The sequence below is a fragment of the Streptomyces sp. NPDC086023 genome, from assembly GCF_044540325.1.
Taxonomy (GTDB): domain Bacteria; phylum Actinomycetota; class Actinomycetes; order Streptomycetales; family Streptomycetaceae; genus Streptomyces.
In genome coordinates, this window is the sequence record NZ_JBITRX010000005.1 from 26,251 (window position 1) to 51,994 (window position 25,744).

17 protein-coding genes are annotated in these 25,744 nt (G+C 74.9%); 7 read left to right on the forward strand and 10 right to left on the reverse strand.

The features are described 5' to 3' along the window. Positions 1-26: 26 nt before the first annotated feature. Entirely contained in the window at positions 27-794 is a 768-nt protein-coding gene (locus ACIF6F_RS11745) for an ABC transporter ATP-binding protein (RefSeq protein ID WP_399944669.1), read from the reverse strand. Beyond that, positions 787-1,743 carry an ABC transporter permease gene (locus ACIF6F_RS11750; protein WP_399944672.1) on the reverse strand — a complete coding sequence of 319 codons (957 nt, stop codon included), beginning with the start codon at positions 1,741-1,743 and terminating at the stop codon, positions 787-789. Before ACIF6F_RS11750 ends, ACIF6F_RS11745 begins: the two co-directional genes overlap by 8 nt. Before the next feature lie 125 nt (positions 1,744-1,868). Here ACIF6F_RS11750 and ACIF6F_RS11755 point away from each other — a divergent pair, with 125 nt between their 5' ends. Next, positions 1,869-2,504 (forward strand): TetR/AcrR family transcriptional regulator, encoded by a 636-nt coding sequence (locus ACIF6F_RS11755; RefSeq protein WP_399944674.1) that lies wholly within the window; start codon positions 1,869-1,871, stop codon positions 2,502-2,504. A 232-nt stretch (positions 2,505-2,736) separates the two neighbouring features. Continuing rightward, positions 2,737-4,473, forward strand: a complete 1,737-nt coding sequence (locus tag ACIF6F_RS11760) for a hypothetical protein (protein ID WP_399944677.1) — start codon at positions 2,737-2,739, stop codon at positions 4,471-4,473. Between the two features lie 13 nt (positions 4,474-4,486). On the opposite strand, the gene ACIF6F_RS11765 is transcribed toward ACIF6F_RS11760, so the two are convergent. The 6 genes from ACIF6F_RS11765 to ACIF6F_RS11790 form a co-directional block, all read right to left on the reverse strand. Next, positions 4,487-7,882: a CDP-glycerol glycerophosphotransferase family protein gene (locus tag ACIF6F_RS11765; RefSeq protein ID WP_399944680.1), complete on the reverse strand. Its 3,396-nt coding sequence runs from the start codon at positions 7,880-7,882 to the stop codon at positions 4,487-4,489. A gap of 44 nt (positions 7,883-7,926) precedes the next feature. Continuing rightward, positions 7,927-10,188, reverse strand: a complete 2,262-nt coding sequence (locus tag ACIF6F_RS11770; protein WP_399944682.1) for a CDP-glycerol glycerophosphotransferase family protein — start codon at positions 10,186-10,188, stop codon at positions 7,927-7,929. A 160-nt stretch (positions 10,189-10,348) separates the two neighbouring features. Further along, a complete protein-coding gene (locus ACIF6F_RS11775) occupies positions 10,349-11,275 on the reverse strand; it encodes a carbohydrate ABC transporter permease (protein ID WP_399944685.1) in 927 nt (308 codons plus the stop codon). Next, positions 11,272-12,576, reverse strand: a complete 1,305-nt coding sequence (locus ACIF6F_RS11780) for a carbohydrate ABC transporter permease (RefSeq protein WP_399944688.1) — start codon at positions 12,574-12,576, stop codon at positions 11,272-11,274. Before ACIF6F_RS11780 ends, ACIF6F_RS11775 begins: the two co-directional genes overlap by 4 nt. A gap of 4 nt (positions 12,577-12,580) precedes the next feature. Further along, entirely contained in the window at positions 12,581-13,990 is a 1,410-nt protein-coding gene (locus ACIF6F_RS11785) for an ABC transporter substrate-binding protein (RefSeq protein ID WP_399944691.1), read from the reverse strand. Between the two features lie 125 nt (positions 13,991-14,115). Then, a complete protein-coding gene (locus tag ACIF6F_RS11790) occupies positions 14,116-17,388 on the reverse strand; it encodes an FHA domain-containing protein (RefSeq protein ID WP_399944693.1) in 3,273 nt (1,090 codons plus the stop codon). 373 nt (positions 17,389-17,761) lie between these two features. Between ACIF6F_RS11790 and ACIF6F_RS11795 the strand changes: the two genes are divergently transcribed. Further along, positions 17,762-19,531 carry a protein kinase gene (locus ACIF6F_RS11795; RefSeq protein WP_399944696.1) on the forward strand — a complete coding sequence of 590 codons (1,770 nt, stop codon included), beginning with the start codon at positions 17,762-17,764 and terminating at the stop codon, positions 19,529-19,531. A 167-nt stretch (positions 19,532-19,698) separates the two neighbouring features. Beyond that, positions 19,699-20,952 (forward strand): serine/threonine-protein kinase, encoded by a 1,254-nt coding sequence (locus ACIF6F_RS11800; RefSeq protein ID WP_399944699.1) that lies wholly within the window; start codon positions 19,699-19,701, stop codon positions 20,950-20,952. A gap of 39 nt (positions 20,953-20,991) precedes the next feature. Here ACIF6F_RS11800 and ACIF6F_RS11805 read toward each other — a convergent pair whose 3' ends face one another. Further along, a complete protein-coding gene (locus ACIF6F_RS11805; RefSeq protein ID WP_399944702.1) occupies positions 20,992-22,086 on the reverse strand; it encodes an isopenicillin N synthase family dioxygenase in 1,095 nt (364 codons plus the stop codon). A gap of 326 nt (positions 22,087-22,412) precedes the next feature. Between ACIF6F_RS11805 and prfB the strand changes: the two genes are divergently transcribed. Beyond that, positions 22,413-23,528 (forward strand): peptide chain release factor 2, encoded by a 1,116-nt coding sequence (gene prfB / locus ACIF6F_RS11810; protein WP_399944705.1) that lies wholly within the window; start codon positions 22,413-22,415, stop codon positions 23,526-23,528. 123 nt (positions 23,529-23,651) lie between these two features. On the opposite strand, the gene ACIF6F_RS11815 is transcribed toward prfB, so the two are convergent. Continuing rightward, complete coding sequence (locus ACIF6F_RS11815; RefSeq protein ID WP_399944708.1) at positions 23,652-23,834, reverse strand: hypothetical protein; 183 nt, start codon at positions 23,832-23,834, stop codon at positions 23,652-23,654. A gap of 246 nt (positions 23,835-24,080) precedes the next feature. Here ACIF6F_RS11815 and ftsE point away from each other — a divergent pair, with 246 nt between their 5' ends. Together ftsE and ftsX are read left to right on the forward strand one after the other, a co-directional pair. Then, on the forward strand, positions 24,081-24,770 hold the full coding sequence (gene ftsE / locus ACIF6F_RS11820; protein WP_365035182.1) for a cell division ATP-binding protein FtsE: 690 nt from the start codon (positions 24,081-24,083) through the stop codon (positions 24,768-24,770). Positions 24,771-24,810: 40 nt separating this feature from the next. After that, positions 24,811-25,734 (forward strand): permease-like cell division protein FtsX, encoded by a 924-nt coding sequence (gene ftsX / locus ACIF6F_RS11825; protein WP_399944710.1) that lies wholly within the window; start codon positions 24,811-24,813, stop codon positions 25,732-25,734. Positions 25,735-25,744: the final 10 nt, after the last annotated feature.

Genomic DNA, 25,744 nt, shown 5'->3' on the forward strand with positions numbered 1-25,744 from the left:
GCGCTCCCGTCGTACGGGCCTCCTGCTCACTTCTTTCCGAAGGCCTCGTACGCGTCGCAGACCTCCTTGGTCGGGCCGTCCATGCGCAGCACGCCCGCTTCCAGCCAGATCGCCCGGTCGCAGGTCTCCCGGATGGTGCCGATGCCGTGGCTGACCAGGAAGACGGTGCCGGCCTCCTTGCGCAGCTCCTCGATGCGGCGCCGGCTGCGGCGCTGGAAGCGGGCGTCGCCGGTGGCCAGGGCCTCGTCGATCATCAGCACCTCGTGGCTCTTCGCGGCGGCGATGGAGAAGCGCAGCCGGGCGGCCATGCCGGAGGAGTAGGTGCGCATGGGCAGTGAGATGAAGTCGCCCTTCTCGTTGATGCCGGAGAACTCCACGATCTCCTCGTAGCGCTCCTGGATCTGCTGCCTGGTCATCCCCATGGCCAGGCCCCCGAGCATGACGTTCCGCTCGCCGGTCAGGTCGTTCATCAGGGCCGCGTTGACGCCGAGCAGCGAGGGCTGGCCGTCGGTGTAGACCCGTCCGGCGGCGGCCGGGAGCAGGCCGGCGATGGCCTTCAGGAGGGTGGACTTGCCCGAGCCGTTGGAGCCGATGAGGCCGATGGCCTCGCCCTTGTACGCGACGAAGCTGACGCCCCTGACGGCGTGCACCTCGCGGACGCCGGGCCGCTCGCGGCGGGAGAAGATGCGGCTCAGGGCGGAGGTGGCGCTGCCGCGGCCGCCTCCGGCGCCCTGCACCTTGTAGACCACGTGGAGGTCGTCCGCGATCACGGTGGGAATCCTGGGTTCAGCCACGGCCGTACTCCTCTTCCGCCTTCCAGAACCAGACGAAGCCGCCGATCCCCGCGAGCAGCGCCCAGCCGGCGGCGAGCGCCCAGGCGTGGTGCGGCAGCTGGTGGGCGTGGTGGCTGTCGAGCAGGGCGACGCGCACCAGGTCGATGTAGAGGGCCGCCGGGTTCCACTGGAAGGCCAGCACCACCGCCTGCGGGAAGTGGTGCTTCTCCAGTGTGGGCCCGATGTTCCACATCACGCCCGAGCAGTACATCCAGGTGCGCAGCAGGAACGGCATGAGCTGCTGCACGTCCGGGGTCCGGCTGCCGATCCGGGCCATCACCAGCGCGCAGCCCGCGCAGAACACCGCGAGCAGCGCCAGCGCGGGCACGGCGAGCAGCCAGGACGCCCGCGGCGGCTGGCCGAAGGCGAGCAGGATCAGGACCAGCGCGCCCATGGTGACCATCAGCTGCTGGAAGAGCTGGACCACGGCGGACACGGGCAAGGCCGCGCGCGGGAACTGCAGGGCGCGGACCAGGCCGAGGTTGCCCGAGACGGCCCGGGTGCCGGAGTTGAGGGCGCTGGAGAAGAAGTCCCACACGAACACGCCCGTCACCAGGTACAGGATGAACTGGGGCGTGCCGCTGCGGGTGTCGAGGACGACGCCGAAGACGAAGTAGTAGACCGCCGCGTTGAGCAGCGGGGTCATCAGGTGCCAGACCTGGCCCAGCCTGGCCGTGCTGTACGTGGCGCTCATCCGGGCGGTGGCGAAGGCGGCGATGAACTGCCGCCGCCCCCACAGCTGCCGGGCGTAGGCGGGTAGGCCGGGGCGTTCGCCGCTGACGCGCAGGCCGTGCGCGGCGGCCAGCCGGGCGGCCTCCGGGTCCGGGGGAGCGGCGGGGAGCTGCACGGTGCCGCCCGGCCGGCGGGCCGGTTGCGGGGCGGGTTCCGGGGGCGCGGTCGTCAGGCTCACGGAGGACGTCGCTTTCGAGGGAGAGGCTCGGTCGACGACGGGACGGACCCGTATCGTCGCTACGCCGAGAGTAGGACTCCCGTACGTCGGAACGCAACCGTATCGTCGTGACGTGAGCCACCGTTATGCTCGTGTGCATGACCAACGAGCCCGCCGCCGCCTCGCCCTCCCGACGCGCGCCCGCCGGAGCGGCCGTGCTCCGCGAGGACGTCACCGAGGCCATCCGGGCCGCGGTCTTCGAGGAACTGGCCGCGGTCGGCTTCTCGAAGATGTCGATCGAGGCCGTCGCCCGCCGTGCCGGCGTCGGCAAGACCGCCGTCTACCGCCGCTGGCGCTCCAAGCTCCACCTCGTGCTCGACCTGGTCTCCGTCTTCGCCGCCCAGGGGCTGCCCGCCCCCGACACCGGCTCGCTCCACGGCGACGTCCGCGCCCTGCTGGAGGTCACCGCCCACCTGCTGCGCCACCCCGTGGCCTCCCAGGTCATCCCGGACCTGCTCGTGGAGGCGGCCCGCAACCCCGAACTGGCCGAGGCCGTGCGCGGGGTGCTCCTCCAGGGCCAGGAGGGCATCGCCGGGGACATCGTGCGGGCCGCCGTGGCCCGGGGCGAGCTGCCGGAGGGCACCGACCCCGAGCGGGCCCTCGACCTCGCCATCGGGCCGCTGTACTGGCGGCTCGTCGTCATCCGCGCCGGACTGCCGGACTCCTACCTGGACGACCTCGCCCACGCCGTGGTCGCCGGACTCCGGGCGCCCGGCGCCTGACGGCCGCCCTGGGAAGGGCCGGCGGGAGCCCGGCGCTTGACGGCCCGGGGAACGGGTCGGCCTGCGAGCACCCGGCACCTGATGCGGGCCCCGGGAAGGGCCGGCGTGGGGGCGCGCCGCTCCTGACGAGTCCGGGAAACCGGCCGGCCCGCGGGCCCCGGCGCCCGACGCACGCCCCCGGGCGTCACGCGGGATTCACCCGGCCGCCGCCCGGCGCCCCGAGACTGGCGCCGTGAGACTCACCAGACGGTCCGCCCTCGCGGCCCCCGCCGCCGTCGCGCTCGCCGTCGGGGCGTGGGGCCTCCACCGCGGCACCCTGTGGCGCGACGAGGCCGTCACCTGGCAGGTGGCCCGGCGCACCCTCCCGGAGATCTGGCACCTGGCGGGCTCCGTCGACGCCGTCCACGCGCTGTACTACGCCCTGGTCCACGCCCTGTTCGCGCTCGACCCGCACCCCGGCGAGGTGGTGCTGCGGCTGCCGTCCCTGCTGGGCGCGGCCGCCACCGCCGCCCTCGTGGCGGAGCTGGGGGTGCGGCTGGCCCGGCCGCGCGTCGGGCTCTGGGCGGGCCTCGCGTACGCGGTGACCCCGCTGGTGAGCCGCTACGCCCAGGAAGGCCGCTCGTACGCCCTGGTCGGCGCCCTCGTCGCCCTCGCGACCGTGCTGTTCACCGCGCGCCGCTGGGTCGGGTACGCCGCCGTGCTCGCCGCCGCCGGGCTGCTGCACGTCTTCGCGCTGCTGGTGCTCCCGGCCCACCTGCTCAGCCTGCGGCTGGGAGCGGTCCCGCGCACGGACCGGCGACGCTGGGCGCTCGCGGCCGGCTCGGCGTGCGCGGCGGTGGGGCCGCTGCTCTGGTGGTCCCGCGGGCAGAGCGGGCAGGTGGGCTGGCTGGAGCGGCCCGACGCGGCGGCCGCCGGTCAGCTGGCGCTCTCCTTCGCCGGGCCCTCGCCGGTGGTCGCGGGCACGGCGCTGGCCCTGGCCGCCGCCGGGCTCCTGGCCGCCCCGCGGGTGGCCGCGGTCGCGGCGCCGCTGCTGCTGGTGCCACCCGCGCTGCTGCTGGCCGTCTCGCAGCTGGAGCCGCTGTACTACGACCGGTACGTGCTCTTCGCGCTCCCCGGACTGCCGCTGCTGGCCGCCGCCGGCCTGGACGCGCTGCCGGCCGCGCCGGCCGCGCTGTCACGGTGGCGCGCGGGACGGACCAGGGGCGCGTCACCGGCCCCCGGCGCCGAACGGGCGGCGCGGCCGAAACGCCGGGAGGCCGCTGCGGCCGGAGGCCCCGGGACGGCGTGGCCGGAACATCGGGAGGCCGCTGCGGCCGGCGGCCCGGGGGCGGCGCCGGGCGGCCGGGGCCCGGTGCGAGGCGCCGGACGGGCGGTGCGGTCGGAACACCGGGAGCGCACCGCGGCCGGAGGTTCGGGGGCGGTGCGCGGCGGTCGGCGCCAGGCGTGCGGCCCGGCCCCCGTGGCGTACGGGCTGGCCGGTGTGCTGCTGGTCGCCGCCGGGTTCTGGGCGCAGTACCCCGTACAGGCCCGCCTGCGGACCCCCGAGTCCCGCGGCGACGACTTCGCCGCCGTGGCCCGGTCGGCGCGGGCGCTGGTCCGGCCCGGGGACGCCGTGCTCTACGTGCCCGACATGGGACGGCGCATCGCCCTCGCCTACCCCGACAGCTTCCGCGCCGCCGCGGACGTGGGCCTGGCCGTCCCCGGACCCCGGTCCGCCACGCTGTACGGGACCGAGACGGACGCCGCCACCCTCCGCAGGCGCCTCGCCCGCCACGACCGCGTCTGGCTCGTCCTCACCAACGAGGCGGCCAAGGACCCCGACTGGCCGTCGGTCACCCCCGCCGAGCACGCCAAGCGCACGCTGCTGCGGACCGAGTTCGCCGAGACGGGCCGCCGCCGGCTGGTGCACGGACGCGTCGTGCTCGTCCGGTACGAGCGCCTGCCGCGCCCCGCGGCCGCGCCGCCGTGACCCACGGCCGCGGTCAGCCCTGCAGCAGCCGGTCCGCCACCCGCTGCGCCGCCCGCCCGTCGTCCAGGTCGCAGTACGCGGCCCGGAACCCCGCGTACGCGTCCGCGTGCCGGGCCCGCACCGCGCCCGCCTCCCGCACGGCCGCGCACAGCTCGGCGGTCGTCTTCAGCAGCGGCCCCGGCGCCGTGCGCTCCAGGTCCAGGCTCAGCCCCCGCACCAGGTCCCGGTAGTCCTCCAGGTCGTGCGTGTGCAGCAGCACCGGCCGCCCGGTCAGCGTGAAGTCGCACATCAGCGACGAATAGTCGGTCACCAGCACGTCCGCCACCAGCATCAGCGCCGCCGGGTCCGGGTGCCCCGACACGTCCCGCACGAACGGCGTACGGGGCAGCGCCGGGCCCGTGGCCAGCGGGTGCCGGCGGACCAGCAGCACGTGGTCGGCGCCCAGCTCGCGCTCGGCCAGCTCCAGGTCCAGGTTCCGCCCAGGATCGAAGCCGAACCGGCCCTCCGCGTGCGCCAGGTGGTCCCGGAACGTCGGCGCGTACAGCACCGTCCGCGCCCCCGGCGGCAGCTCCAGCGCCCGCCGCAGCTCCTCCGCGGCCTTCTCCCGGTCGGGGGCCAGCAGCAGGTCGTTGTGCGGCGAGCCCGCCTCCAGCACCTCGCCCGCGTACCCCAGGGCCCGGCGCAGCACCCCGGTCGCGAAGGTGCTCGGCGAGACCAGCACCGACCACTGCCGGGTCTGCCGGGGCAGCGCCTCCAGCCTGCGGTGGTCGGCGTACACCCCGCCGGTCAGGTCCGTGCCGACCCGCTTCACCGGCGTGCCCTGCCAGATCCGTACGACCGTCTGCCCGGGGCGCCGCTCGAACCAGTCCGGCAGGTCCGCCGCCGTCACGATCCGGCGTGACCGGGCCAGCGCCTCGTACCAGGCCGAGCCGTGCAGCTCGACGGGGGTGGCCGTGGGCGGCACCGGGGTCCGCTGGTCGTGCGTCACCCACAGGTGCTCCACGTCGGTGCCCCGCCGCAGCAGCTCGGCGTGCACCGCGCGGGCCGCGGGCGAGTCGCCGTACAGCACCGTCTCGCGCAGCGGGCGGGCCAGATGCGCCGGGTAGTGGGCGGTCTGGAGGATCTGCCGCCGGTACGGGCCCCGCTCGGCCCGCGGCAGCATCGACCCGGAGGTGAGGTGCAGCCGGTCCCCGTGCCGGCGGCTGACCGTGAAATCCCGCCCGGCCGCGGTGAACCGCAGCGGCAGTTCCTGGGCCGGGGCGGCCAGCAGGCGCAGCGTGTGCTCGGTGCCGTTGGCCTCGCGCAGGTACGCCGCCCACTCGCCCTCCCGCAGGGCCCCGCCGCCGGGACCCACCCGTACGGCGAACCGGCCCTCCTGCGGGGTGACCGGAGTGACCAGCTCCTCGTGCAGCGTGGTGTGCCGCAGCACCAGCTCCGCCCCCGCGTCCTGGGCGCAGTCGCCCTCCAGGCACAGCACCGCCCCGTCCGGATCCCAGGAGACGGCGGACAGCAGGGGCCGCTCGGTCAGCTCCAGGGTGAGCCGGCCGTACGGGTCCGTCAGCACGCACAGCGGGTGGCGGCCGGGCGGCAGGGCCGGCGAGGAGGCCAGCTCGGCGGTGGCGCCGTCGGGCAGGACCAGTTCCGCGGCCCACACCTCGCCGTCCGGGGCGCCGACCTCGGCCGGGTCGAGGTGCGGGACGCGGGGGGCCTCGTACAGCAGGGCCGGGTCGACCGTCACGGTGAAGGAACGCCCGTCCGCACACAGGGGGAAGAGGAACCCGTCGCCGCCGCGGCGGCGCAGCCGCAGGTGGGACGGGACGGTGTCGCCGAACAGGGTGCCGGAGAGGGTCAGCGCGCCGCCGTCCGGCAGCTCGTGTCCGGTCACCAGCGCCGCGTACGGGCGCACCCGCAGCACCGCGCGGCCCTCGGCGAAGTCCAGGGTGACCCGCGTGCCCAGGCCGCGGTCGAAGACCAGCGGCTGCGCCCGCCCCTGGTCCAGGGCGCGGACCGCCGCCCGGCGCAGGCCGCTGACGACGGAGACGTCCCAGTCGCCGGGGCGCAGGCCGTGCGGGTCCACGGTCATCTCGAAGCCGGAGCCGTCGTAGTCGTGCCGGTTCTGGCCGGACTGCTCGGTGGCCTCCGCGGCCGTCGTGCCGCGGGTGGGGACGAGGCGCAGCGAGTGCCCCGACCGCAGCACCCCGGTGCGCAGCGGCAGCCGGGGGGCGGCCGCGCCGAGGTTGCGGATGTACGCGTAGCCGGTCATCCGCAGCCGGCCGTCGGGGCCCCAGGCCGCGGACAGCAGCCTGGCCACCACCGGCAGGTCCGAGCCGCGCAGCCGGGTGGTGGCCGAGGGCAGCGGCACACCGGGGAAGACCGCGTGCCGCCGGCGGACGTCGAAGACCGGCCCCTCGGCGATCAGGTCCAGCAGCTCGGGCACCCGGCCCTCCCTGACCAGCTGGTACTGGGCCCGCAGGTCGACCGGCAGGTCCTCGGTGGCGGTGGGCCCGGCCCGGTCGAGGAACGCGGCCGTGCCGGCCAGCAGGGTGTCGCGGAAGTCGGGGCCGCCCGCCGGGAGCCGGCGCATGAAGAACACGAAGTCGTCGCGCAGGCAGGACACGTCGTACGTGCGCCGGTGGCCCGTGGAACCCCCGGCCCGCCCCCGGCGCCCCGCGGAGCCGGGACCCAGCCGCGCCAGGAACTCGCTGATCTCCTCACAGGCCGCGATCCGGTCCCGCACCCCCGCCGCGTCCGTGCCCCGCCGGGTGACCGAACCCCCGCGCACCCGCCAGTAGTAGACGTGCCGGTGCAGCACGTCCACGGAGTCCGCCAGGAAGTGCGCGGGGATGGTGACCGGCGCGTCCTCGTACGGCCGCCCCTCCGGGAAGGCGAGCTGGTGCAGGTCCCAGAAGGACCTGCGGAACACCTTGTTCCAGGCCGTCCGGTCCGTCAGCAGCTCCCACCTGCGGGTGATGTGCGTGCCCTCCAGGTCGCCACCCAGCCACCGGTAGCGGCGGGACTGCTCGCGTTCGCGGCCCCGCAGCCGCCACACGTTGCCGGTGGCGAAGTCCGAGCCGGTCCGCTCCAGGCTGGCCAGCATCCGCTCGTACGCGTCGGGGGCGACGAGGTCGTCGCCGTCGACGAAGGTCAGGTACGGGACGCCCGGACTCGTGTGCCGCACCCCGGTGTTGCGGGCCGCCGCCAGTCCCGCGTGGGGCTGCCGCACGTACCGGAAGCGGCCGTCGCCCGCCGCGAACGCCTCCGCGATCCGTCCGCTGCCGTCCGTGGACCCGTCGTCCACCAGCACCGCCTCCAGGTCGGAGGCCGTCTGCGCGGCGACCGACCGCAGGCAGGCGAGCAGGTGCGGCTCGACGTCGTGGACCGGGATGACAACGCTCAGGCGGGGCTTCACAGGGGCGCCTTCCGGGACGCGGGTGACGGGTCGTGCGCAACGGCTCAGTCCAGCGAGAGCCGGTCGTAGTCGCGGGGGCCCCGTCGCTGGGAGGGCGCCGTCACCGAGGCGGCCGGGGCGGCCGGGGCCGGCCGGCGCTCCTCCGGCGGCACGAAGGCCGGCAGCCCCGCCGACTGGTCCAGGAACACCCGGCGCACCACGCGCTCCGCCGCGTGCCCGTCGTCGTACGTGCAGAACCGGGCCCGGAACGCCGCGCGCAGCTGGGCCGAGCGGGAGCCCTGCCAGTGGCCGGTGGCGAAGATGTCGACCAGCTCGTCCTCGGTCTTCGCGATCGCGCCCGGCGGACAGGACCGCAGGTCGAAGTAGGTGCCGCGTGCCGCCTCGTAGGCCTCCCAGTCGTCCGCGTGGATCACGATCGGCCGGTCGAGCGCCGCGTAGTCGAACATCAGGGACGAGTAGTCGGTGACCAGCGCGTCCGAGGCCAGGCACAGCTCCTCGACCGACGGGTGGTCCGAGACGTCGACCAGCCGCGGGTGCGGGTCCCGGCCGAACGGCCCGCCGTACGTGTGGTGGGCGCGGGCCAGGATGGTGAAGCGCGGGCCCAGGTCCCGCAGCACCTTCTCGAAGTCCGGCTCGTCGGGGCGGCTGCGCCGGTAGTCGCGGTGCGTGGGCGCGTACAGGATGGCGGTGGTGCCGGGCGGGATGCCCAGGCGCTCGCGGATCTCCAGCACCTCGGCCGCGCCGGCCCGGTGGAAGACGTCGTTGCGCGGGTAGCCGTACTCCAGCGTGGTGTAGCGGGCGGGCAGGGCCTTCTCCCAGACCAGGGTCGAGTGCCGGTTGGCCGACAGCAGGTAGTCCCACTGGTCGGCGCCGCGCAGCAGGCCCGCGAAGTCGCCGGTGGGGGTGGCGGCCGGGCGGTCGAGCAGGTCCAGGCCCACCCGCTTGAGCGGCGTGCCGTGCTGGGTCTGGAGCAGCACCTGGCCGGGCCGCTTGCGCAGGCCCCGGTCGAAGTTGACGTTGGTCACCAGGTACTTGGCCCGGGCCAGGGCCGTCCAGTACGCGAGGGTGTCCGGCCGGAGCCGCGCGGTGGCGGCCGGCACGGTGGCGTCGTGGGCCGGTCCGCAGATCCAGGCGGTCCTGATGCGGGGGGCCAGTTCCCGGAGCTTCTCCTCGATGGCCGCCGGGTTGCAGGCGTAGCCGCCGTGCCAGTACGCGGAGAACACCGCCAGCTCCGGACGGAGCGGCAGCCGCCGCTGGAGGCGGTAGTGGAGCAGCAGCAGTCCCGACCGCACCGCAGCCCAGGCGGCCCGGGCCCGCGCCCGGCCGCGCAGGGCGGCGCGGTACAGGGCGGCGACGGCTCCGTACGTACGCGGCGTGCCCAGTCGCATCAGGGCGTGCCGGGCCCGTACCGCCGGGGCGGGGGCCGCACCCCGGGCCCGGTGGCGGCGCAGCCGGGCGCGGGCCTCGCGGAAGAACTCGGCCCGGGCGCCGCGCGGCAGGCGGCCGGGGAGGGCCAGCAGCCGGGAGTGGTGGTCTGCCATCCGGCGGTAGAGCAGCGGCCGCCAGCGGTCCAGTTCGGGGTGCTCGCCGAGGAAGGCGAACAGCCGGTCGTACTGGCCGGAGAGGTCGAGGTGGCGGCGGCTGGTGGTGGTGAGGAGGGAGCCGGTGCGGCGCTGCCGGTAGTGCACGCACACCCGGTCCAGGACGGCGATGGACCCGGCGGTCAGCAGCGCCGGGTAGCTCCAGGGGATGTCCTGGTAGTAGCCGGGCGGGAAGGCGAGGCCGGAGCGCTCGGTGAACTCGCGGCGGTAGGCCTTGTTCCACGCCACCGCCAGCAGGCCGAGGAGGGCGGGCCGGTCGGCGATGCGGAAGCTGGCCGGACCCTCCTCGGAGAGACGGTCGGCCAGCTGGTTGCGCACGGTCTCGCCGGACCAGTACGTGCGCGCGTAGTCGTACACCAGGACGTCGGGGGAGCCGGTGGCCTTGAGCCGGTCGGCGATGGCCTGGAGGCCGCCCGGGGCCAGCGTGTCGTCGCCGTCGAGGAAGATCAGGTAGTCGCCGGTGGCCCGGGCGACGCCCGCGTTCCTGGCCGGGCCGGGCCCGGTGTTGTGCGGCAGGTGGACGGCCGTGACGCGGGGGTCGCGGGCCGCGTACCCGTCGATGATCGAGCCGCAGGCGTCGGGGGAGCAGTCGTCGACGGCGATCAGTTCGAGGTCGGTGTACGACTGGGTCAGGACGGAGTCCAGACTCTCCTGGAGGTACGCCTGGACCTTGTACGCGGGCACGATGACGCTGAACCGGGGCACGGCACATCCAGGGGTCGGCGCGGGCATATTGCCCGTGAACCCCGGGTGCGGCGGGCGGGTTACGCGGTTCGTGGCATCCGGGTCATAAGCGTGATTACTCGATCATCGAGGGGCGGGCCCGGGCACCCGCCCGGGCCCGGGGGCTTGTGTGATCCCGTGCCTACTTGATCGCCCCGGCCAGCACCCCGGAGACGAACTGGCGCTGGAACGCGAAGAAGACGACCAGCGGCACCACCATCGAGATGAACGCGCCCGGCGCGAGCACGTCGATGTTGTTGCCGAACTGCCGCACCTGCTGCTGGAGGGCCACCGTGATCGGCGGCCGCGTGGAGTCCGCGAAGACCAGCGCCACCAGCATGTCGTTCCACACCCACAGGAACTGGAAGATGCCGAGCGAGGCGATGGCCGGACCGCCGAGCGGCAGCACCACCCGGGTGAACAGCCGCAGTTCGCCCGCACCGTCGAGGCGGGCCGCCTCCAGCAGCTCCCGCGGGATCTCGGCGAAGAAGTTGCGCAGCAGGAAGACGGCGAAGGGCAGCCCGAACGCGGTGTGGAACAGCACCACCCCGGCCGTGGTCTCGAACAGCCCGATGGCGCCGAAGAGTTCGGACACCGGGATCAGGGCCACCTGCACCGGCACCACCAGCAGCGCCACCACCACCAGGAACAGCGCGTCCCGGCCGGGGAACTCCAGCCAGGCGAACGCGTACCCCGCGAAGGCCCCGAGGGCGAGGACGAGCAGCGTCGCCGGGACCGTGATCAGCACCGTGCTGAGCAGGGAGGTGGTCACCGCCTCGTTGGACAGCAGAGCCGCGTAGTTCTCCGTCGTGAGCCGGGCCGGCGCGGTCAGCGCCCGCCACCAGCCACCGGACGCCAGGTCGGCGGGCGAGAGCAGCGAGGACACCAGCAGTCCCACGGTCGGCAGCAGCCAGAAGGCGGCCGCCAGCACCAGGAACACCCGCACCGCCCCGGACGCGGCCCGCGCCGCGAGACGGGAGGCCAGCGGTACGGCGGCCCGGGAACCGGCCGCGCCGGCCCCGGCGGGAGCGGTGCGGGCGGCTTCGGCGTGCGGGGCGGCCCCGTTCATCGGGCGCCCTCCTTCCTCAACCGGCGGACGTTGAACCACATCACCGGCACCACCAGCACCAGCAGCAGTACCGCGATCGCCGAGCCCAGCCCCTGGTCGGCATCCGTGCCGAAGGAGGTCCGGTACAGCTGGAGCGCCAGCACGTTCGCGTCGTCCTGCACCGCGCCCGGCGCGATCACGAAGACCAGGTCGAAGATCTTCATCACGTTGATCACGAGCGTCACCAGGACCACCGCGAGCACCGGCGCCAGCAGCGGCACCGTCACCCGCCGGAACACCTGCCACTCGTTCGCCCCGTCCACCCGGGCCGCCTCCAGCAGTTCCCGCGGCACCGCGGCCAGGCCCGCGCCGATCAGCACCATCGCGAAGCCCGCCCACATCCAGACGTACGCGCCGATCACCGACGGGGTCACCAGCGCCGGCCCCAGCCAGTCCACCCCCGCGTACGGCTCCCGGAAGTTCTCCGCGGGCAGCCGCAGCAGCGCACCGTCCGCCGCACCCGGCAGGACGAACGTCCCGTCCGCCCGGGCCCGCGCCGAGGCCACCACCCGCCCGTCCCGCACGGCCTCCACGCGCATCCCCGCGTACCCCGGCTCGCGGGCGTCCACCGCGCCCCGCTCCCCGCCGCCGCCCCGCGCGAAGTCCTGCCACACGACGCCCGTCACCCGGCCCGGCTCCGCACCGGCGGCCCGCGCGGGCGCGGTCCCCTCCGGCAGCTCCTCCGGCCGTACGCCGACCAGCGGCAGCGCCACCGGCACGCCCGCCCGTACCGGCGCGCGGGTCACGTAGCCCCCGCTCCCGTCCGGCGCCAGCGGCGCGTCCGGACGCGGACGGGCCCGCGGGAAGGCCGAGGACTCGGCGAAGGTGTCGTGCACCCCGACCCACACGGCGTTCGCCACGCCCCGGCCCGGGTCCTGCTCGTACACCAGGCGGAAGATGATCCCCGCCGCCAGCATCGAGATCGCCATCGGCATGAACACCAGCAGCTTGAACGCGGTGCCCCAGCGCACCCGCTCCGTCAGCACCGCGAAGACCAGGCCCAGAGCGGTGGCGGCGGCGGGCGCGGCCACCACCCAGACCGCGGTGTTGGCCAGCGCGGTCCGCACCGCGCCGTCCGAGAACAGCGCCGCGTAGTTGTCCAGTCCGGCGAAGGAGCGGCCGCTGCGGTCGAAGAGGCTGCGCCAGACCGAGTAGCCGATGGGCTGGACGACCAGCGCGCCCAGGAGGAGGAGTGCGGGCAGGAGGAAGACCGCCGCGACGGTCCCCCTCCGGCGCGCGGCGCTGCGGGAGGGCCCGGCCACCGGGTCAGCCCTTCCCGTACGCCTTGACCGCGTCGGCCTCCAGCCGTTCCTGGACCCCCGCAACGTCCTCCGGGTTCTTCAGGAAGTCCTGGAGCGCCTTCCACTCGCCGGCCCCCGGGGTGCCGCCGAACGCGGCCGGGGCCTGGTCCGACATGTCGAACCGGAAGTCGTCGCCGGCCGCGACCAGCGCCTTGGCGATCTCCCGCTGCACGTCGTCCGGGTATACCGCCGGGCTGACCGCCTTGTTGGGCGAGACGAAACCGCCCTGGGCGGCCCAGATCGAGGCCGCGTCGGGAGAGGCGAGGAAGGTCAGCAGCGCCTGCGCGCCCTTCGACGGCTTCAGCGCCACCGCGACGTCGCCGCCGGAGACCACCGGGGCCTTGTCGCCCACCGCCGGGAACGGGAACACCAGGGCGTCCTTGCCGATCTCCGCGTCCGTCTCCGCGATGTTGACGGCCACGAAGTCGCCCTCGAAGACCATCGCGGCGGCCGGCCGGTCCCCGCCCGCGAAGGTCTGCGTGACGGACTTGGGGAACTCGGTTGCCAGCGCCCCGGTCTGACCGCCCGCCAGGTAGTCCTTGCGGCCGAAGAGCTGGGCGAGGGTGCCCAGGGCCTGGGCGACCGTCGGGTCCGTCCACTTGATCTCGTGGCGGGCCAGCTTGTCGTACTTCTCGGGCCCGGCCTGGGAGAGGTAGACGTTCTCGAACCAGTCCGTGAGCGTCCAGCCGTCCGCGCCGCCCACCGAGACGGGGGTCGTGCCCGAGGCGGACAGGTCCTCGGCGGTCCGGAGGAACTCCTTCCAGGTCGCCGGGGGTTCGGAGATCCCGGCGTTCTCGAAGGCCGCCGCGTTGTACCAGACCAGGGACTTGTTGGCGGCCTTGAAGTACACCCCGTACTGGGTGCCGCCGACCGCGCCGAGGTTCTTCCAGCCCGCGGAGTAGTTCTTGTCGAGCTGCGCCTGCGCCTCCGGGCCCACCGGCTGCGCCCACTTCTTCTCCACGGCCTGCACCAGTGCGCCGACCTGCGGGAGCATCGCCACGTCCGGCGGCTGACCGCCGGCGATCTTCGTGCCGAGGAAGGTGACGATCGGGTCCTGCGCCGGCACGAAGGTCACCTTCGCGCCCGTGCGCTTCTCGAACTCCTTCAGCACCTTGGTGAAGTTGGCCTGTTCCGGACCCGTCCAGACGGCGGCCACCGACACCGACTGCCCGGCCAGGGACGGTAACTCCACGGTCCGGCCGGCGGACTTCCCCGGGTTGGGGCCGCCCTCCGGGGCCGCCTCGGGGTCGCTGCCGCAGGCGCTCAGCGCGAGCGCCCCGGCGGCCGCGAGTGCCGTCCAGGCGTACGCGGTACGGCGCTTGGCCGGGCCGCGGCGGTGCGGTGTCCTGCTCCGGTTGCTGAGGGTTCCGTGCATGCGACTGCCCCCGTCTCCCTGTGTCCCGATCCCACAGGTCTACGCCCGCCCCGCCGCCCCCCGCAATACCGCGTACGGGGTCCGCCGGGCCGGACCGGGGCGGCGGAGCGCCGCCGCGGACGCCGTCAGGGGGCGGGCGGGAACAGCACCGGAACCGCCGAGACCAGCTGCGACGCACGGTCCAGCGCGCTCGCGAGCAGGGCCAGGTCGGTGGGGCCGTTGCCCAGTTCGCGCACCGGCCGACGGGCCGGCGGATCACCCATCCGTTCCCACTCCACGGGCACCACCGTCGGCCGCAGCGTGGCCGTCCGCGGGATCCGGCCGGTCACCCGGCCGCCCTGGAAGGGGGTCGTACGGCCGTCCGCGTGGCGCAGCAGTCCCCGGCCCGGTGACGGCTGGTCGGGGCCGGTGCCGGTCGGGGCCGGCTCCAGCTCGACCCGTACCGTCGCCGCCCGCGCCAGCTCGGTCTCCGCCGTACGGTCCGGGCGCGCGGTCGAGGCCACCAGGTGGACGCCGAGCCGGGCGCCCTCCCGGGCCACCGCCTCCAGGGCGCGCACGACCGAACCGGCCGCCGGCCGGCCCGTACTGCCCAGCGCCGGGGCGACCAGCGCGTCGAGGTCGTCGACCACCACCACGAGACGGGGCAGCGGGCTCGGTCCGGCCGGCTCCGCCCGGACCGTGGCGGACCGCAGCCGGAGCGTGCCCGTCCTGGCCGGGTCGAGGTCACCCCGCAGCTCGGCGGGCGACGGCTGCCGCGGTGCGACGACCCGGCCGGGTGCCGCACCGGCCACCGCGGGGGACGCCTCCGCGAGGCGCGCGTGCCACTCGGCGAAGGCGGTGCCGTCCAGCAGCTCCGACCGGCGCTTCAGCTCGGCCCCCAGCGCCTGCGCGAACTCGCGCATCCGCAGCGGGTCGGAGGCCACCAGGTGTGCGGAGACGTGCGGCAGCTCCGTGCACGGCGCCAGCCCCTCGCCCCGCTCGCCGCCCGCGCCGTCCAGCAGCACCAGCCCGAGCCGGTCCGGCCGGGACGCGGCGGAGAGGGAGGCGGCGACGGAGCGCAGCAGCTCGGTACGGCCGCTGCCCGGAGGACCCTCGACCAGCAGGTGCGGGCCCTCGGCGACGAGTTCGACGCCCACCGGCCCGCGCCGGCCGGTGCCCAGCACGACTTCGGCGTGCCCGCCGACGGTCTGCCCCTGGTCGGTGGCCGCGGCCCAGCGGGCCATCAGGGAGGCCGGGGTGGCCCGGGCCAGGCCCAGCTCGTCCAGCAGCCGGGCCGAGTGCGGCAGGGCTGCGGCGGTCCGGCGCTGCGGCTCCTGGCCGCCCGCGTCCGCCCGCAACGGGGCCAGGGCGCGGGCGAAGCGCTCCGCCCAGGCGGCGGAGACCGCGTCGGCGGTGACCAGCTCGCCGTGGCCCGCGGGGCGGCCGCCGCGCACCGGCAGCACCCGCAGCGCGGTCGCTACGTCGCCGCTGAGCAGCGCGGCCGTGCCGCACTCGCGGAAGGCGGGCGAGGCGGCGCAGGCGGTCTCGTACGTCTCGGAGACGGGCGACGCCGGGGAGGCGGCGGGCGCCTCGGCCAGGCAGAGCAGGTGGATGCCGACGGCCGGGCCGTGCCCGGCCAGCCGGGCCACCGTGTCCCGCAGCGGGCCGGGGCCGGGGTCGCCGTCGAGGACCAGCACCGTGTACGGGCCGGAGTACGCGGCGGCGGCCTCCGCCACCGCCTCCCTGGGCCGGGAGGCCCAGTGCCGGCCCAGCGGGCCCTCGTCCAGCCGCCGGGTCAGCTCGGCCGTCCGGGCGGCGGCCTGGTCCTTGTCGTACGCGAGGAGCAGCCGGCAGTCCTGGCCGTGCGCGGGCCGCACGTGGGGCAGCCAGCCGAGCCAGGACCACTCGGCCCGGCGGTCCGCCAGGGGCCGGGCCCGGTCGGTGCTGACCAGGACGATCTCCAGGCCGCCGGGCGCGTGCAGGGCGGCCAGCTGGGCGAGGACGGACCGGGCCAGGCCCGCGAGGCGGGCGCGCGGTCCGGCGAGCGCGAGGGAGCCGGTGGTGCGCAGCGGGACGGCCGCGCCCTGCCCGAGCCGCACCTCCAGGGCCTCGGGGTGGGCGGGGTCCCGCTCCCAGAGCCGGGGGCCGGGCCCGAGGGCGGCCAGCAGGAGTTCCGCGGGGTCGGGGCGGCCGTCCGCGGCAGGGGTGCGGGGCGCCGCGGGGTGTCCGCTGCCGCCGCCGGCCGTCTGCTCCTCCTGGCCGTCCCGGCCGGCCCAGCGGCGGGCCCAGGCCCCGATGCCGCGACGGCGTCGAGTGCCTTGGCCGGGGTCGGGGGAGGGGGCGGGTGCCGGGCCGGGGGCGTTGGCGTACGGGCCGGGGGCGGCGGGGGCCGCGGGGGCCGCGGGGGCGGCCGGGGATGCGTACGGGGCCGGGGCGGCCGGCGCCGGGGCATGAGGGCCGGCCGCCGCGTCGTGCCGGCCGGGGGCGTGCTGGTCGCCGGGCGCGGCGTACGGGGCGGCGGGGGCCTGCGGGGCGGTGGCGGTGCCGGTGCCGGGGGCCGGATGGCCGGCCGGGGCGGAGCCCTCCGGAGCGGGCGCCACATGGTGCGTGGGCGAGCTGACCGCGCCGTACCGGGGGCGGACGTGCCCGTCGACCCCCGCCTCGGGCACGGGGCCGGTGTCGGGGTGCCGGCGCGCCGCCGGTACGTACCCCTCGGCGCCGCGCGCGGAGCCGTGCGCGTCGCCGGGCCGGGCCGGTACGGGCGCCTGGGCGGGGGCGTCGCCGGGTGCGGCGAGCCGCAGGTGTCCCTCCGAGTCCGGGGTGACCGCGCGCGTGCCTGCCGGGCCCGCGGGGCGCAGGCGCAGGGTGGACTCGCCGACCCTGAGCAGCGCGCCCGGCGGCAGCGGGACGGGGCGGGTGCCCAGGGGGGTGCCGTCGAGGGTGGTGCCGTTCGTCGAGCCGAGGTCGGCCACCGCCACCCGGCCGTCCTCCGCGACCGTCACCGCGCAGTGCAGCCGCGAGACGTCCGGGTCGTCCAGCGGCACGTCCGCGTCCGCGGACCGGCCGATCCGGATCTGCCCGCCGTGCAGCAGGTGGACGCCGCCCGCGTCGGGGCCCGCGACCACGTGCAGCTCGGCGGCCGCACCGGCCGCCGGGTCCTCCTCCGCCACCGGGGCGTGCAGGGAGAGCACCGCCCCGTCCACGAGGGGCGGCTCGCCGAGTATCCGGCGCTGGAGGTCGAGGCGCTCCCGGCCGGCGTAGAGGATGATCGTGCCGCCCGTGTCGGGGCCGCCGACGGTCGCCGCGAGGCCGGAGGCGACGGCGGCCAGCGCCGTCCCGGCCGGGGCCGTCACGAGCACGTCACAGGTCGCGGTCTGGTGGCCGCTGCGCGGCCCGAGGACGGTCAGCCGGATCTGCATCGCCGTCAGCGGTCCCTTCTGCGCGGTGCGCCCGGCAGGGAGGGGGCCCCGAGTGCCGCCCTGACGTCCCCCCGCCCGGCACGGACGCGTCGCCCGGTCAGGTCTGCCGGACCGAGGGGCTCCCGTCCCCGCGGTTCCGTGCTGGGTGCATCCTCGCACCTGTCGCCGACAACACGCCCGGCACCCACCCAGAAGTGATCTTGATCGATCGCGGGGCCGTCCGAAACCGTACGCAAATCACCTCGCGGGTGTCCCCGCGCGACCCACCCGTCGCACGAGTGTGCGGCAACCATCCCTCCGAGGCCCGCGTCTTCCCCGTAGCCACCCCCTAGAGTGGGCGGAACGAGGAAATTGACAGCAGGGAGCTGGTGACGTGCGGCCAGTCGGCAGCAAGTACTTCCTGGAGGAGCCGCTCGGCCGCGGCGCCACCGGGACCGTCTGGCGCGCCCGCCAGCGGGAGACGGCGGGTGCCGAGGCGGCCGTCGCCGGGCAGCCCGGCGAGACCGTCGCCATCAAGGTGCTCAAGGAGGAGCTGGCCCACGACGCCGACGTCGTGATGCGCTTCCTCCGCGAGCGCTCGGTCCTGCTGCGCCTCACCCACCCGAACATCGTGCGCACCCGCGACCTCGTGGTGGAGGGCGACCTGCTCGCCCTGGTCATGGACCTGATCGACGGCCCGGACCTGCACCGGTACATCCGCGAGAACGGGCCCTTCACGCCCGTCGCCGCGAGCCTGCTGACCGCCCAGATCGCCGACGCGCTCGCCGCCAGCCACGCCGACGGCGTGGTCCACCGCGACCTCAAGCCCGCGAACGTGCTGCTCGACGAGAGCGGCGGCCAGATGCGCCCGATGCTGACCGACTTCGGCATCGCCCGCCTCGCCGACTCCCCGGGCCTGACCCGCACCCACGAGTTCGTCGGCACGCCCGCGTACGTGGCGCCCGAGTCCGCCGAGGGCCGTCCGCAGACCTCCGCCGTGGACATCTACGGCGCCGGCATCCTGCTGTACGAGCTGGTCACCGGCCGCCCGCCGTTCGCCGGCGGCACCGCCCTGGAGGTCCTGCACCGGCACCTCAGCGAGGAGCCGCAGCGCCCCTCGACCATGCCGGAACCGCTGTGGACGGTCATCGAGCGCTGCCTGCGCAAGGAGCCGGACGAGCGCCCGAGCGCCCAGAGCCTGGCCCGCGGCCTGCGCGTGGTCGCGGCCGGCATCGGCGTGCACTCCAGCCCCACCGAGGTCGAGGCCGCCCTCGGCGTCGGCGCGCTCCTCGCGCCCGACCCCTCCCCGGCCCCCGTCCCCGAAACCCCAGGCGCCGCCGACCCGACCCAGGTGCTGCCCAGCACCGCCCCGGCCGCCGCGTACGACCCGAACGCGGCCACCAGCGTGATGCCCCCGGTCCCCGCGCGCGGCCCGGCCGGCGCCGAGGACGCCACCTCGGTGCTGCCGCCCGTCGGCGCCCAGGGCGGACCGGGCGCCGCCGACCCGACCGCGGTCATGCCGCCGGTACAACAGCCGGACGCGCCGCACCCCTGGCAGTCGCAGCTCCAGGGCGTCCGGGACCGGAACGAGCAGACGCAGATCCAGTACCTCGACCCGAGCGAGGACCCCCTGCGCCGCCGCCCGCAGCGCCAGGCCCCGCCGCCGGCACCCCCGGTCCAGCCGCGCCGGCAGCCGCAGCCGCAGCCCCAGCAGTACCGGCAGGCCCCGCAGGCCCAGCCGTACCGGCCGGCCCACCCGCAGCAGCCCTACCCGCAGCAGCCGCCGCACTACCAGGCGCCGCCCGCGCCGTACCAACAGCCGTACCAGCAGCCGCAGCCCCAGCCGTACGCGGCCCCGCCGCAGCAGGCCCCCGCCCGCCCGGCGGCGCCGCAGCGCGAGCCGCGTGAGCGCGAGCCCCGGCGCCGCAGCGCGAACCCGATGCGGATCCCGGGCCTGGGCTGCCTCAAGGGCTGCCTGTTCGTGATCGTCCTGTTCGTCGTCGCGGGCTGGATGATCTGGGAGCTCACCCCGGTCGGCGGGTGGGTCACCGACGGAGCCGAGACCACCAAGAGCTGGTGGGACCAGCTCTGGTCGTGGGGCGAGGCCATCACGGACTTCATCGGCGACATCGGCGGCGGCTCGGGTGGCGGGGGTGCCGCATAGGCACCCCTCCGGGGCCCGATAGCGCCGACCACGTGGATTTGTCGACTTCTGGGGCGCGATTTCGCCCACAGAAGTGAAGGTCACCGAGAAGTGGGCCCCCTAATGGCCCTCATCGCCCTCCCGGCCGCGTACTTTTGTGCCGTACGCCAGCCGCTGAGGGAGCAGTCGTGGCACGGAAGATCGGCAGCCGGTACACCGCGCACCAGATCCTGGGGCGCGGCAGCGCGGGCACGGTGTGGCTGGGCGAGGGGCCGGACGGGCCCGTCGCCGTCAAGCTGCTCCGCGAGGACCTCGCGTCCGACCAGGAGCTGGTCGGACGCTTCGTCCAGGAGCGCAGCGCCCTGCTCGGCCTCGACCACCCGCACGTCGTCGGCGTGCGCGACCTCGTCGTGGACGGCAACGACCTCGCGCTCGTGATGGACCTCGTGCGCGGCACGGACCTGCGCACCCGGCTGGACCGCGAGCGCCGCCTCGCACCCGAGGCCGCCGTGGCGATCGTGGCCGACGTGGCCGACGCGCTGGCCGCCGCGCACGCGGCCGGGGTCGTGCACCGGGACGTGAAGCCCGAGAACGTGCTGCTCGACATGCAGGGGCCGCTCGGCCCCGGCGGGTCGCACCCCGCCCTGCTGACCGACTTCGGGGTCGCCAAGCTCATCGACACCCCGAACCGGTCCGGCGCCCCCGCGTCCGGCGCCCGCACGAGGATCATCGGCACGCCGGACTACCTCGCCCCCGAGATCGTCGAGGGCCTGCCCCCGCGCGCCGCCGTCGACATATACGCGCTGGCCACGGTGCTGTACGAGCTCCTCGCCGGGTTCACGCCGTTCGGCGGCGGGCACCCCGGGGCGGTCCTGCGCCGGCACGTCACCGAGACGGTGGTGCCGCTGCCCGGCATCCCGGACGAGCTGTGGCAGCTGGTCGTCCAGTGCCTGGCCAAGGCCCCCGCCTCCCGGCTGCGCGCCTCGGAGCTGTCCGCCCGGCTGCGGGACCTGCTGCCGATGCTCGCGGGCATGCCGCCGCTGGACGTCGACGAGCCGGACGACCTGGACGCGGACGAGCCGGAGTACGAGGAGACCCCCGCGGCGGACCGGGGCGAGCCGGTCCGCCGGCGCGGGGCCGTGCCGCTGGTACGCGGCTCCGCCACCGACTCCAACCGCGACACGCACACCTCGATGCGCGTGCCCGGCCCCGACGAACTGGCCGGCGGCGCGCTCGGCACCGCCCGCGTCCCGCGCCCCACGGGCGCCCCCCGCCCCGGATCCGCCCGGCACCGCGCGGAGGCCGTCCGCAAGCGGCGCCTGGTGCTCGGCACTGCCGCGGTGGCCCTGGCTGCGGCGGTGGGCGTCGGCGGCTGGCTGGCCGCGGGCCCGGACGAGGCGCCGCCGCAGGACTCGAAGCAGACAGGGCAGGTCGCCCCGTAGCGGGTCCTCCGCCCGGGGAGCCGCCCCGGGCCGGCTCCGTCAGGGGACGATCAGCTCCGGGTGCCAGCGGCGGGCCACCGCCGGGTGGGCCCGTACCCAGCCCTTGAGCTCGTTGCGGCCGTACTCGGCGTGCAGCGGGTTGGAGGCGTCGTGGGCCACCCCCGGGGCGTCCTCCAGGTACGCGCCCGGCACGGTGTCGATCACCGCGTCCAGCCGCGGGTTGTAGAAGAACGGTACGGAGAAACGTTCCACCGCACCGGGAGGACTGACCACCCGGTGGTCCGTGGCCGTCAGGTAGCCCTCCGTCGCGATCTCCAGCAGCTCGCCCAGGTTCACCACGAACGCGCCGGGCATCGGCGGCACGTCCACGAAGCCGCCGTCCTTCACCACCTGGAGCCCGCCCACCGAGTCCTGCAACAGCAGGGTCAGGAAGCCGTAGTCCTTGTGCGCACCGACACCCTGGTCGGCCCCCGACGGCGCGGACCCGGGGTAGCGGATCAGCTTCGTGTGCAGGTGGGGCCGGTCGAAGGCCTCGTCGAAGAAGTCCTGGGGCGCCCCGATGGAGGCCAGCAGCTCCTTCAGCAGCCGGTGCGCCACCGCCGCCAGCCGCCGCTGCCACTCCAGCACCACCGTGCGCAGCTCGGGCAGGGCCTCCGGCCACTGGTTGGGCCCCTCCAGCCACAGGTACGCGGGGTCGCCGGGGCCCACGTCGGGCGCCGGGCGCTCGGCGCCCACGTCGAGCTGGTCGCGCCAGTCGGAGGCGCCGCCGGTCAGCTCGTGGCCTATCCGGGTGTAACCGCGGAAGTGCGGGGAGTTCAGGTTGCTGACCGCCAGCCGGTCGGCCTCCGGAAGGGCGAAGAACGCCCTGGTCACATCGAGGATCCGGGTCATCTCGGCGGGGCTGATCCCGTGGCCCGTCAGGTACAGGAAGCCGGTCTCGCGGGCTACGGCGTGCAGCTGCTCGCGGAAGGCCTCGCGGGTGGCCGGGTCGTCGGCGCCGCTCAGGTCCAGTACGGGCAGTGCGGGGGCGGCGGGCGCGGAGGGGGCTCCGGTGGGCGCGGAAGAGGCGGACGACGCGGAAGATGCGGAGGAAAGGGGCGTTTCGGTGGTGGACGTGGGGTGCGCGGACGTCATGACGGCTCCGTTTCGGATGTCACGGGGCCCTGTTCCCCCAAGGGTGGAGGGGCGCGGGTGGGAGGGACCGACGGCGGAAGGGTGGGCCGTGGCCTGCGAGCCGCTGAACAGGACCGAAGCAGACGGAAGGAATGCTGGGGAATCAGTCCGGCGGCCGACAGCTCATGGTGGTGACGCGCATGTAGTCCACGTGGCGTCGCATCACGAGCAGAAGAGTCATAAGCGAAAGGGTACGCCGGACGGCCGGGCTCGTCCGCAGGCCCTGATCCGTCCCCTACGGGGAACTCCCGGGGAACGCCGGGCGCCGCAGCCGTTACGCTGGACCCGTGGCAGTCGTCGATGTATCCGAAGAGCTGAAGTCCCTCTCCTCGACCATGGGGTCGATCGAGGCCGTCCTGGACCTCGACAGGCTGAGGGCAGACATTGCCGTGCTCGAGGAGCAGGCCGCGGCCCCGTCCCTGTGGGACGACCCGGAGGCGGCCCAGAAGATCACGAGCAAGCTTTCCCACCTCCAGGCCGAGGTCCGCAAGGCCGAGACGCTGCGCGGCCGCATCGACGACCTCGCGGTCCTCTTCGACCTCGCCGAGGAGATGGACGACGCGGACACCCGCGCCGAGGCCGAGACCGAGCTGGCCGCCGTCCGCAAGGCGCTGGACGAGATGGAGGTCCGCACCCTCCTGTCCGGCGAGTACGACGAGCGCGAGGCCCTGGTCAACATCCGTGCCGAGGCCGGCGGCGTCGACGCCTCCGACTTCGCCGAGCGCCTCCAGCGCATGTACCTCCGCTGGGCCGAGCGCCACGGCTACTCCACCGAGGTGTACGAGACGTCGTACGCCGAAGAGGCCGGCATCAAGTCCACCACCTTCGTGGTGAAGGCGCCGTACGCCTACGGCACCCTCTCCGTCGAGCAGGGCACCCACCGCCTGGTGCGCATCTCCCCCTTCGACAACCAGGGCCGCCGCCAGACCTCCTTCGCGGGCGTCGAGGTGCTCCCGGTCGTCGAGCAGTCCGACCACGTCGACATCGACGAGTCCGAACTGCGCGTCGACGTCTACCGCGCCTCCGGCCCCGGCGGCCAGGGCGTCAACACCACCGACTCGGCCGTGCGCATCACGCACCTCCCGACCGGCATCGTGGTCTCCTGCCAGAACGAGCGCTCGCAGATCCAGAACAAGGCGAGCGCGATGAACGTCCTCCAGGCCAAGCTGCTGGAGCGCCAGCGCCAGGAGGAGCGGGCCAAGATGGACGCCCTCAAGGGCGACGGCGGCAGCTCCTGGGGCAACCAGATGCGCTCCTACGTCCTGCACCCGTACCAGATGGTCAAGGACCTGCGCACCGAGTTCGAGGTCGGCAACCCGCAGTCCGTGCTGGACGGCGAGATCGACGGCTTCCTGGAGGCCGGCATCCGCTGGCGCAAGCAGCAGGAGACCGTCGAGAGCTGATCGCCCGGCGTGGGCCGGCCCCCCGGCTCGCCGAGGTGACGCACACGACATGAGAAGGGCCCGGAGACCTCCGGGCCCTTCTTCCTTACGGGCATACGATCGGGACGCGGCGGACCTGCCGGCTCAGCGTGCGAGCAGGGCCACGGCGGCCACCAGGACCACGAGGAGCGCAGCGAGCGCCATCGGGTTGAAGCCGGCGAAGGGGCTCTCCTGCTGGAGGCGCTCCCGGTTCGCCCGGCAGACGGGGCAGCGGCCCTGAGCGACGGGTGCCGCGCAGTTCGCGCACACGAGCCGGTCATATGTCATGCGCTCTCCTCCTCTCGTCCCTCCAGAGAACGCCGACGGGAACAGGACGGTTCCCACTACCACTGTGCCAGCTCCGCCGACATTCGGCGCGGCCCGTCGGGGCAAACGCCCCCCGCACCCACTCCCGACCGCCCGGAAACCCTGCGACAACGGGGAGATATCGGGCATCTCCGGTCACCGACTGCCACCCTCGCGCCGGGTCGCGTATGGTCACGCACACCTACTCCCGGCGACCGTGGTGCACCCGTGATCCGATTCGACAGCGTCTCCAAGTCCTACCCGAAGCAGAACCGGCCCGCTCTGAGGGACGTGTCCCTTGAGATCGAGAAGGGCGAGTTCGTCTTCCTGGTCGGCTCCTCCGGCTCCGGCAAGTCCACCTTCCTGAGGCTCCTCCTCCGCGAGGAGCGGGCGAGCCACGGCCAGGTGCACGTCCTCGGCAAGGACCTCGCCAGACTCTCCAACTGGAAGGTGCCCCAGATGCGCCGCCAGCTGGGGACCGTCTTCCAGGACTTCCGCCTGCTCCCCAACAAGACGGTGGCGCAGAACGTCGCCTTCGCCCAGGAGGTCATCGGCAAGCCGCGCGGCGAGATCCGCAAGGCCGTGCCCCAGGTCCTCGACCTGGTCGGCCTCGGCGGCAAGGAGGACCGCATGCCGGGCGAGCTCTCCGGTGGTGAGCAGCAGCGCGTGGCCATCGCCCGCGCCTTCGTCAACCGGCCGAAGCTCCTCATCGCGGACGAGCCCACCGGCAACCTCGACCCGCAGACCTCCGTCGGCATCATGAAGCTGCTGGACCGGATCAACCGGACCGGTACCACCGTGATCATGGCGACGCACGACCAGCAGATCGTCGACCAGATGCGCAAGCGCGTCATCGAACTCGAACAGGGCCGTCTCGTGCGCGACCAGTCGCGCGGCGTCTACGGCTACCAGCACTGACGCGCGGCGTCTGAAAAGCCACCAGCACTGAAAGGACGCCATGCGCGCCCAGTTCGTCCTGTCGGAGATCGGCGTCGGTCTCCGCCGCAATCTCACGATGACCTTCGCGGTCATCATCTCCGTCGCCCTGTCGCTGGCCCTGTTCGGCGGTTCCCTGCTCATGCGGGACCAGGTGAGCACCATGAAGGGCTACTGGTACGACAAGGTCAACGTCTCCATCTACCTCTGCAACAAGAACGAGGCGGAGTCGGGGACGAGCGCTACCTGCGCCAAGGGCGCGGTGACCAACGACCAGAAGAAGCAGATCGAGTCCGACCTGAAGAAGATGGATCTGGTCGAGTCGGTCCAGTACGAGTCCGCCGACCAGGCCTACAAGCACTACAAGGAGCAGTTCGGCGACTCCCCTCTGGTCACGTCGGTCACCCCGGACCAGATGCAGGAGTCCTTCCGGGTCAAGCTCAAGGACCCCGAGAAGTACAAGGTCATCACGACCGCCTTCGCGGGCCGGGACGGCGTCCAGTCGGTCCAGGACCAGCGCAGCGTCCTCGACAACCTGTTCCGGCTGCTGGACTACCTGAACAAGGCCGCGCTCGGCGTGATGATGGTCATGCTGATCGTCGCACTGCTGCTGATCGTCAACACCGTGCGCGTCTCGGCGTTCAGCCGTAGGCGCGAGACCGGCATCATGCGGCTGGTGGGCGCCTCCAGCTTCTACATCCAGATGCCGTTCATCATGGAGGCCGCCTTCGCCGGCCTGATCGGCGCCGTCATCGCCTGCGTGATGCTGATGGCGGGCCAGTACTTCGTCATCGACCACGGCGTGGGGCTGGCCAAGCAGCTGGAGCTCATCAACTTCATCGGCTGGGACTCCGTGATCACCAAGCTGCCGCTGGTGCTCGCCATCGGCCTGCTGATGCCCTCCATGGCGGCGTTCGTCGCGTTGCGCAAGTACCTGAAGGTGTGACAAGCGCCCC

Excerpts from the sequence above, each read along its gene's own strand:
- ACIF6F_RS11790 (WP_399944693.1), bottom strand. The coding sequence starts at position 17,388 with ATGCAGATCCGGCTGACCGTCCTCGGGCCGCGCAGCGGCCACCAGACC.
- ACIF6F_RS11755 (WP_399944674.1), top strand. The coding sequence starts at position 1,869 with ATGCTCGTGTGCATGACCAACGAGCCCGCCGCCGCCTCGCCCTCCCGA.
- ACIF6F_RS11775 (WP_399944685.1), bottom strand. The coding sequence starts at position 11,275 with ATGAACGGGGCCGCCCCGCACGCCGAAGCCGCCCGCACCGCTCCCGCC.
- ftsX (WP_399944710.1), top strand. The coding sequence starts at position 24,811 with ATGCGCGCCCAGTTCGTCCTGTCGGAGATCGGCGTCGGTCTCCGCCGC.
- ACIF6F_RS11805 (WP_399944702.1), bottom strand. The coding sequence starts at position 22,086 with ATGACGTCCGCGCACCCCACGTCCACCACCGAAACGCCCCTTTCCTCC.
- ACIF6F_RS11785 (WP_399944691.1), bottom strand. The coding sequence starts at position 13,990 with ATGCACGGAACCCTCAGCAACCGGAGCAGGACACCGCACCGCCGCGGC.
- ACIF6F_RS11815 (WP_399944708.1), bottom strand. The coding sequence starts at position 23,834 with ATGACATATGACCGGCTCGTGTGCGCGAACTGCGCGGCACCCGTCGCT.